Origin of the sequence: Halomonas sp. AOP30-A1-24 (assembly GCF_052378165.1) — a bacterium.
Taxonomy (GTDB): Bacteria; Pseudomonadota; Gammaproteobacteria; order Pseudomonadales; family Halomonadaceae; genus Vreelandella; species Vreelandella citrativorans.
The window spans coordinates 1-7408 of sequence record NZ_JBQSXL010000054.1 but is presented as its reverse complement, the minus strand read 5'-3'; the positions used below and the strand labels follow the sequence as shown (position 1 = coordinate 7408).

General features: G+C 52.4%; 8 protein-coding genes. All 8 read right to left on the bottom strand.

The window, feature by feature from the left end; all coding sequences use genetic code 11:
- Nucleotides 1–38: 38 nt before the first annotated feature.
- Nucleotides 39–2042 (bottom strand): RecQ family ATP-dependent DNA helicase, encoded by a 2004-nt coding sequence (locus tag ACT3TJ_RS17590; RefSeq protein WP_444622769.1) that lies wholly within the window; start codon nt 2040–2042, stop codon nt 39–41.
- Between the two features lie 97 nt (nt 2043–2139).
- Entirely contained in the window at nt 2140–2361 is a 222-nt protein-coding gene (locus ACT3TJ_RS17585; RefSeq protein WP_444622770.1) for a hypothetical protein, read from the bottom strand.
- On the bottom strand, nt 2354–2731 hold the full coding sequence (locus tag ACT3TJ_RS17580; protein ID WP_444622771.1) for a hypothetical protein: 378 nt from the start codon (nt 2729–2731) through the stop codon (nt 2354–2356). The genes ACT3TJ_RS17585 and ACT3TJ_RS17580 overlap by 8 nt, the downstream gene beginning before the upstream one ends.
- Nucleotides 2715–5414, bottom strand: coding sequence for a WG repeat-containing protein (locus tag ACT3TJ_RS17575; protein ID WP_444622772.1), 2700 nt, complete (start codon nt 5412–5414; stop codon nt 2715–2717). Before ACT3TJ_RS17575 ends, ACT3TJ_RS17580 begins: the two co-directional genes overlap by 17 nt.
- A gap of 135 nt (nt 5415–5549) precedes the next feature.
- Entirely contained in the window at nt 5550–5813 is a 264-nt protein-coding gene (locus ACT3TJ_RS17570; protein ID WP_444622773.1) for a PAAR domain-containing protein, read from the bottom strand.
- Nucleotides 5810–6889: a hypothetical protein gene (locus ACT3TJ_RS17565; protein WP_444622774.1), complete on the bottom strand. Its 1080-nt coding sequence runs from the start codon at nt 6887–6889 to the stop codon at nt 5810–5812. Before ACT3TJ_RS17565 ends, ACT3TJ_RS17570 begins: the two co-directional genes overlap by 4 nt.
- 37 nt (nt 6890–6926) lie before the next feature.
- On the bottom strand, nt 6927–7190 hold the full coding sequence (locus tag ACT3TJ_RS17560; protein WP_444622775.1) for a PAAR domain-containing protein: 264 nt from the start codon (nt 7188–7190) through the stop codon (nt 6927–6929).
- On the bottom strand, nt 7187–7408 hold a 222-nt coding region (locus tag ACT3TJ_RS17555), incomplete at its 5' end, for a hypothetical protein (RefSeq protein ID WP_444624395.1). The genes ACT3TJ_RS17560 and ACT3TJ_RS17555, both read right to left, overlap by 4 nt.

Genomic DNA, 7408 nt, shown 5'->3' with positions numbered 1-7408 from the left:
TTAGGCAAGCCTTCAGAGCTCACCCGTATTACGCTGCGTCAGGGGTAAGCGTCAAGGGTAAGACACCGCTCGGCCCACTGCCGTACTTCAGGGTAGGCGCGCTGTTCAAATACACCAAAGCCATCAAGGCTTCGCGCCTTGAGCGGTGTAAACACCGGCATACTCAGGCCGCACAAAAAATGGGCTAGCCGCTGGCTGTTAGGAGGCTGGCCTGTTTGCGCCGTATGGCGCTCGATAAAGGGCACGGCGTAACGGCTGAAATCGGCGTCTGTCAGTGCCGGTAAAGACGGCGCGGCGGGCAACTGAACGCGATGCCCATAGCAGACCGAGCAGTGCCCGCACCGGCTGTCGTCGCTTGCGCTTAACGTGGTGTCGCCAAAGTGCTCGGTTAAACGCCGAGTCAGGCATGTATCGGACTCAAAGAGCGCCAGCATGGCCTGCAGTCGCTCAATCTCGCTTTGCTCGCGCACTAAGCACTCGTCATATAGCTGGTTCGCCAGCCTCTCAAGGCTGAATGCCGGCTGACGGACGTCATACACGTCGGTCATTCGTTTGCCTTCCAGCGTTAGCCAGCCTTTGTCCTGAAAGTACTCAAGAGCGGTGATTACACGGGCGCGGGAGGCATCAATCTGCTGCGCCTGCCCAGCCGCATGTAGCCGTTCAAAATCCACGCTCCCCCAAGTGCGGGCGATGGGGATGTTGTCGACCAGCAGGCGGACAAAGGTCGCCCGTTCGTCTTGAAAGCGCGCGACCAGCGCCTCTGGTTCAGTGTGATAACGCAGCCGGTACTCCGCCAGAAAGGCAAAGCGCGGTGCAATAATGCCGTGCATTTCCAGCCGTACCAGCAGGGTTTTCAATGGCAGCAGGCGAATATTGGTATCGCGCGACAACACATTGAGCAGCACTTCCCATTGCCGCTCGGGCGTGGCACCGGCAGCGGCGATCTCTTCAAGCAAGCGCACAATGCCCACATATTCCGGCGTATCGCCGTACACAAAGTTTTCCAGCACGCGCAGGCCATCACGCCCTGCCATGGTCAGGCAAGTGGAGGGTAAGCCATCGCGTCCTGCCCGGCCGATCTCCTGGCTATAGTTCTCGATGGATTTGGGCAGGTCAAAATGCACGACGTTGCGAATATTGCCTTTGTCGATGCCCATGCCAAACGCAATGGTAGCCACGATGCACGGCGACTCCCCGCTCATAAACTGGCGCTGAATCTCATCCCGGCGCGATGAATCCAGCCCCGCGTGATACGCCTGAGCGTTGATTCCCTGGGCAGCCAAGGCGCTGGCTACCTGTTCAGCAGTTTGCTGCAAGGTGACATAAATGATGCTGGGCGCTTCATTGCCCGGCTGCATTTGGGGTTTTAGCCAATCAATCAGATGCTGCTGGCGGTTACCTGCCACTGGGTGCACCAGTAATTCAAGATTGGGCCGATAAAAGCCGGTGGTAATCACATTGTTTGGATCAATGGAAAACTTCTCACCCATGTCGGCGATCACCGCAGGCGTGGCCGTGGCGGTCAGCAGCAACACTTGAGGGATTGCGAACTCGCGCTGGTACTTAGGCAACTTGAGATAGTCCGGGCGAAAGTTATGCCCCCATTCAGACAAGCAGTGGGCTTCATCGACCACTAACAGCGAAATATTCACCTGGCGTAGAAAATTCCGGAAACGCTCGTTCTTGAGCCGCTCCACCGACACCATGAGAATCTTCAACTCGCCGCTTCTGGCGCGCTCCATCACATCACGCATGGTGTCGCGGTCCTGGGTAGAATCAATAGTGGCCGCCGCCACGCCATGCCGGGTTAAAAAGGCCAGCTGGTCCTGCATCAGCGCTAAAAGCGGCGACACCACCAGCGTTAAATGGGGTAGATGCAGCGCAGGCAACTGATAACACAGTGACTTCCCCGCACCGGTGGCGAAGATAGCCGCCGTAGAGTGGCCCTTTAACACCCGGGAGACCACGGCCTGCTGGCCACCGCGAAAGTCATCAAAACCGAATACGTCTTTCAGCGTTTGTTGCGGAGAAATTGAAGTCATGCGCCTTCCTAGAGAGGGGTTACGTCCTGAGCTAATTACGCTACCGGTTTCAGGACGTTTTCACCAATGAAAGACGTGATATACCCTGGCGCTATTGCTAGTCCCACTTCGCCCCTTTCAAGGCATTCAGGGGGATTTTCAGATAGCGCTTGCCGTTGGCTTCGGGCTCCGGCAAGCGCCCGCCCTGAGTATTGACCTGCAGCGCGTGAAGCATCAGCTTCGGCATGGGCAGTTCGCTATCGCGCCGTTCGCGCAGGGCAATGTAATCCGCGGCACTTTTTCCCACCAAATGCGGATTATTGTCGCGCTGTTCAGCCACGCTGCTTTCCCATTTCGGCTCGCGGCCATCCGGCATATAGTCGTGGCCGGTAAACAGGCGGGTGCTGTCGGGGGAGCGCAAGAATTTGCTGAATAGAGTGCCAGAGTGCCTGAGCATCGCCACCGGGAAAGTCAGCCCAAGCGGTGCCGAAATCCGGCTGAAACAGAGTGTCATGGACAAACGCCGCATCGCCGATGACATAAGTAATCGAGGCCAGCGTATGCCCCGGTGAATGCAGTACCCGGACGCTTAATTCATCAATATCGAAGGTACCGCCCGCTGCCAGCAGCCTACCCCACTGGCGGCCATCGGCGGGATTCCCCCCCGAAAACACTTTGCTTAACACTGAGATGCTATTCTCTAAAATCATCTGGGTAACGCTTTTCTTCTCCTTCTGAGTCAGTAAACACAGGCCTGTAAGCATCCGTATTTACAGATTCATACTCAAAGGGAACCAAAACTTCTCCTTTGGCCGACACAATCCCAAATTTTTGCTCATGAGCAGTGACGAACATATCGGTCAAGACATCGGTCTCGTGATGCTCGATAAAAACATGTATGGGTTGCTCAGTGAAGGTAAGTTCGTTTTGCTGATGACCTTGGTGGTCGATGAGTTGCCATGTCTTAAGAGCGTGATGCCGCGCCATCAAATTGCCCGAAAGACTGGGGGTTAGATTCCCCCATTCGAAATCAGTCAGCTGAGAACCCTCGACGGAAAAAATTCCGAACTTCTCGTCACGCCGAACGGGTACTACACCTTCACGTGCCTGATGGAGTTGGTCATATTCAAGGGGTATAACCACCTCGCCGGTACGGTCGACTAACCCCCAGCGCTTTCTAGGCTCACCGAGAATGCCAAAGAAAGGTTTTTTTTCTACCCAAACAGTTATATATCCATCATCGGATGGAGCGTATTCCTGAGTCATTTCATCTGAGATGACTCGGTTACCTTGATAGTCAATATAGATAGCCACAGGCCTGGTTTCATCGGGGCCGACCTCTGGAAATCTCACGTACACTAGCTGGACAGCACGGTTCACCCTGGCAAAAGTATAGGTTTCTGACTGTTGCTCAAACTGTGCATTGGCAATGTACCATTCCTCTTTCTCGCGATCCTTGACCAAATAATTAGAGGTGCCGCTCAAGGGCAGGATTGAGGCGTAGCGTTCACTGATAGGCTCCCCCGTCAGAGATAGCAAGGCCTTACTACGGTCAGGATACTCAACCATGAGCGTCTCTTTGTCTGCATCATAGGAGAGGGAGCGAAATTCTGGCGGAAGCACGATCCGTTGGCTGGTCATATCAAAAAGCCCCTTTCGCCACTCACCCTGCTCATTCGAATGTACCAAGGTGTAATATCCCTCTCGTCCTTCCAGAGATTCAAAAGATATGAGCGGCTCTGAAATGAGCTTTTTACCCTCTCTTGAAAGCATCCATTTACCAAGAGAGTCTTCAGCCACGATCACATCAGAGCGAACGTTGATGCGTTTATATTCCATGGGAAGAATAACTTCCCCTTCTTGAGATATTAGGCCTTGCATCATGTCATCGCCGACCTCTTTAGCGACGACTATGTAGCCATCTCTTAAATAGACAGTCTTAGAGTCTCCAAGTGCACGAGCAAGTATAGGCAGGTCCGTTACAAGTTTATTTTCCAACGTTTTTTCAAAGGATTGAAGTGCACGCCAAGCACCAATGCAATATTCATACTGCGAATAATCTGGACCACGATTGCTATAATAATTTACATATTCGGCGATGCGCATATAGGCCACCGTTTCCATCTCGCGAGAGAGAATAGGCAAAGACAGCGAGGCTTCACACATAGTGTGATTCCCATCCTCCCATAGCGTTATCTTACCTTCCTCAGGGCTCCCTAGAGCTATTAGAGGGGACGTTAGCGATAGCGGCTCGGGCTCTGCATCAACGAGGGTCAGCCTGAAGTCGGGGTATGAGCGTCGCCGCTCATCATCAAACACTGTTGCCCTAACCTGCCCGTCCATAAGGCCCAGCAGCCCCTCAAGGGAAAGCGTATCGCTAGTGAGATCCTTTAACTTCTGCTCGCTTTCCTCTGTCAAACGGTAGTGTGGCCAAGTATCAGGATCAGTAACCGAGATGTGTTCCTCCAGAGAGTTTCGCATCCTTATTGTATAAAACATGCCAATAATCTTTTGAATATCTTCCGTCACCAAAAAATCATTGGGTTCAACCACCCAGAAACTCGCGGCCTCTTGATCATTGGGTACAACTCCAACAAGCCCGAGATTGCCGTTCTGGTTCAGGAAAATAGTCAGTGAGCGCTCAGGTGTGTCTAAATGAATCGTTTCCTGACTTTCATCAGGTGATATAACGCTTTGCCGAAAAGTGTCAACATCCGTTACTAGCTGCCCTACCAAAAGGGCCGGAGCGCCCATATTAGTAGAAAAGAGCAGCGCTTCAGGCGCTAATAAATCAGGGTTAGAAAGGGTAACACCGCGAATATCCCAATCAATCGGCATATCAAACACATAGGGTCTATCCCCGTCTACCGGATCTGACGCATTGAGCGAAAGAGGCTCGACATCGAAAAGCTCGGCTAAACCTGACCCCTGCTCTTCCAAAGCCGCCTGTTTGCTCTCAAGCCACTCATCCCTGGCCGATTGCAAAGCGGCAAATTCAGGCCCTTCCTCATCTATCTGCTGGAAGGTGAAAGCGACTTCAAACGGCACGCCATGGATCATCACAAACTGTTCGGATGTTTCGAGCCTAAGCCCAGCAGTAGGGTTATCAAGGCTTGTTGCTTGGTTAGTCTCGAAATCGAAATCGTAATATAGCGGCGCTTCCTGCGCCTCCATGTAGATCTCAGCTGTGCGGCTCTCGCGATTAAACCTGGCCCAGGCACGCTCCATGCTCGCTTCAATCTCGGGCAGCATGGAATCCGCTATAGGGTTCGCTTCTACCGCTTCTATCGAGTCTACGGCATAGACGCCTGATTGAGGCATTTCCGAAGGGTCAGCCAGTACCTTTCCCATCACGACTACCAACAAAAAAGGAGCAACAATCCATTGTTTCATGATTCACAATCCATACTATTTGATTCAATGTGGGCACGGCTGAGCATCATTCAAACCGTGCCATGACGTGATAGGTGATGGGTAACGCTTAAGAACGAATTAAGCGTCCTTTAGCCTTAAAACATCGCGTTGGCATTACGGCTCAACCTTGGCACTGCTCGACGCGGTAATAATCTCACCGCCATGATCCGTCTTGCAGCCAAGATATGCTGTTGGGCAACCATCGTGATGGGAGTGGCTGGAACCTTCGATAATGGTAGCGCCGCAGCCGGTTTTATCTCCCATCCGCGCTACGGGCTGGCCCTCTACGTGAGAGGGCGAACCGGAGACGATTTCGGTGGTGCCGTGGCCGGGGATGGGGCAACTGTGCAAATCGCCTTTACGCGCAACAGGCTTCATGAAGCCACCGTTGCAATACGCCACTCGCCTGCTGATGTACGATAAAACAACATAGGGATAGCTGTTTCTTCTTTATCTGGCTGCCCGGGATAAGACCAATAAATCGGACTGGGTAAAATACGCACAAGGCGCCCATCTCCCATAAACTCTAAACTATCGTCTGCTGGATCATTAGCAATGTCCAATGGTTGTAAAACTGGACCATTCGGCTCCTGATGCAATCCAACTAGTTGTGAGCCAACAGGCAGTGATTCAATGTAATCCTTGGCGCTCTTTCCTCCGGCCATCAGCAAACCAGCCCGATCCCAAACCGGCTCAAATTCGCGTACTATCGCGTCTGTATTACCTTCTTCAAATAGGCGATGCAGACGCTCATAGGCTTGGCGTAACTCGTGCCGTAACCGAGGGGTATCTTGCAGTGGCGTGGCATCGTTCACCCAGTGAAAATCGGGAATGGTATCCAGCAAACGGAAGTTCATATCTACTCGTTCCGCCGCCAGTAAATCACCATTATCCACGACTAATCTGCTTGGCGAATTAATCTGAAACTCCCCACGGGTACGCAGATGTTCGCTCTGGTGTATCGTCTCGCCAAGAGCATTGGCAGGATTATTGGGGAAATCTACCAGCTCCCCAGTATCCATATCGTAACGCAATTGCAGTGTATTAATTAGCTCCTTCTGCTGGGTGCTAGTATTGATCGCCTCAATGGAGACATCGACATAGAAGGTTGGTTTAGGCCCTTGGATAAACTCGCCTGTTTCAGGATCTTGCTCTAGTAACGGTGCATAAATAAGCGACACCGTATTTTGTCCTTCCCTTAGGCTTGTGCTAATTGGGTACGAAATAGAGTATTGCTCTGTCAATTTATGAGAGAGCACATTTATATCATTAATTCTTAACGTCCACGCGGCACCTTGGGTATGAATATCAACCCAGTACTGGCGGTCAATTGGCTGCGCCATGGCGCTGGTCGATAAACTGACTAAGCAAGCGATGGCAAGCCAAGCGATAGCCAAAGCACTGTATTTACCAAATGAGTCACCTGTCACTGACCGCCCAACGACTCTGTTCAATTCCTGGCTCCTTCACAATTGTCATTTCGCATAAGCGCTACGGCTCAACCTTGGCACTGCTTGAGGCGGAGATAATCTCACCGCCATGATCCGTCTTGCAGCCAAGATACGCCGTGGGGCGGCCATCGTGATGGGAGTGGCTGGAGCCCTCTATAATAGTGGCGCCGCAGCCGGTTTTATCGCCCACCCGCGCCACGGGCTGGCCCTCTACGTGAGAGGGCGAACCGGAGACGATATCGGTGGTGCCGTGGCCGGGGATGGGGCAGTTGTGCAGGTCGCCTTTGCGGGCTACGGGTTTCATGAGGATACCGTTGCGAGCCGCCATTCACCCGATTCTGTACGATAAAATACGACGGGTAATTTGTGGCTTCGCTCAGAATCATCTGAATATGACCAACGAATTGGGGTAGGTAAAATACGTACTAAACGCCCATCTCCCATAAACTCAAGGCTGTCGTCAGTGGGATCATCTGCCAGCAGGAGAGGAAGTAATTGTAGTCCACTAGGTTCATTACTAAG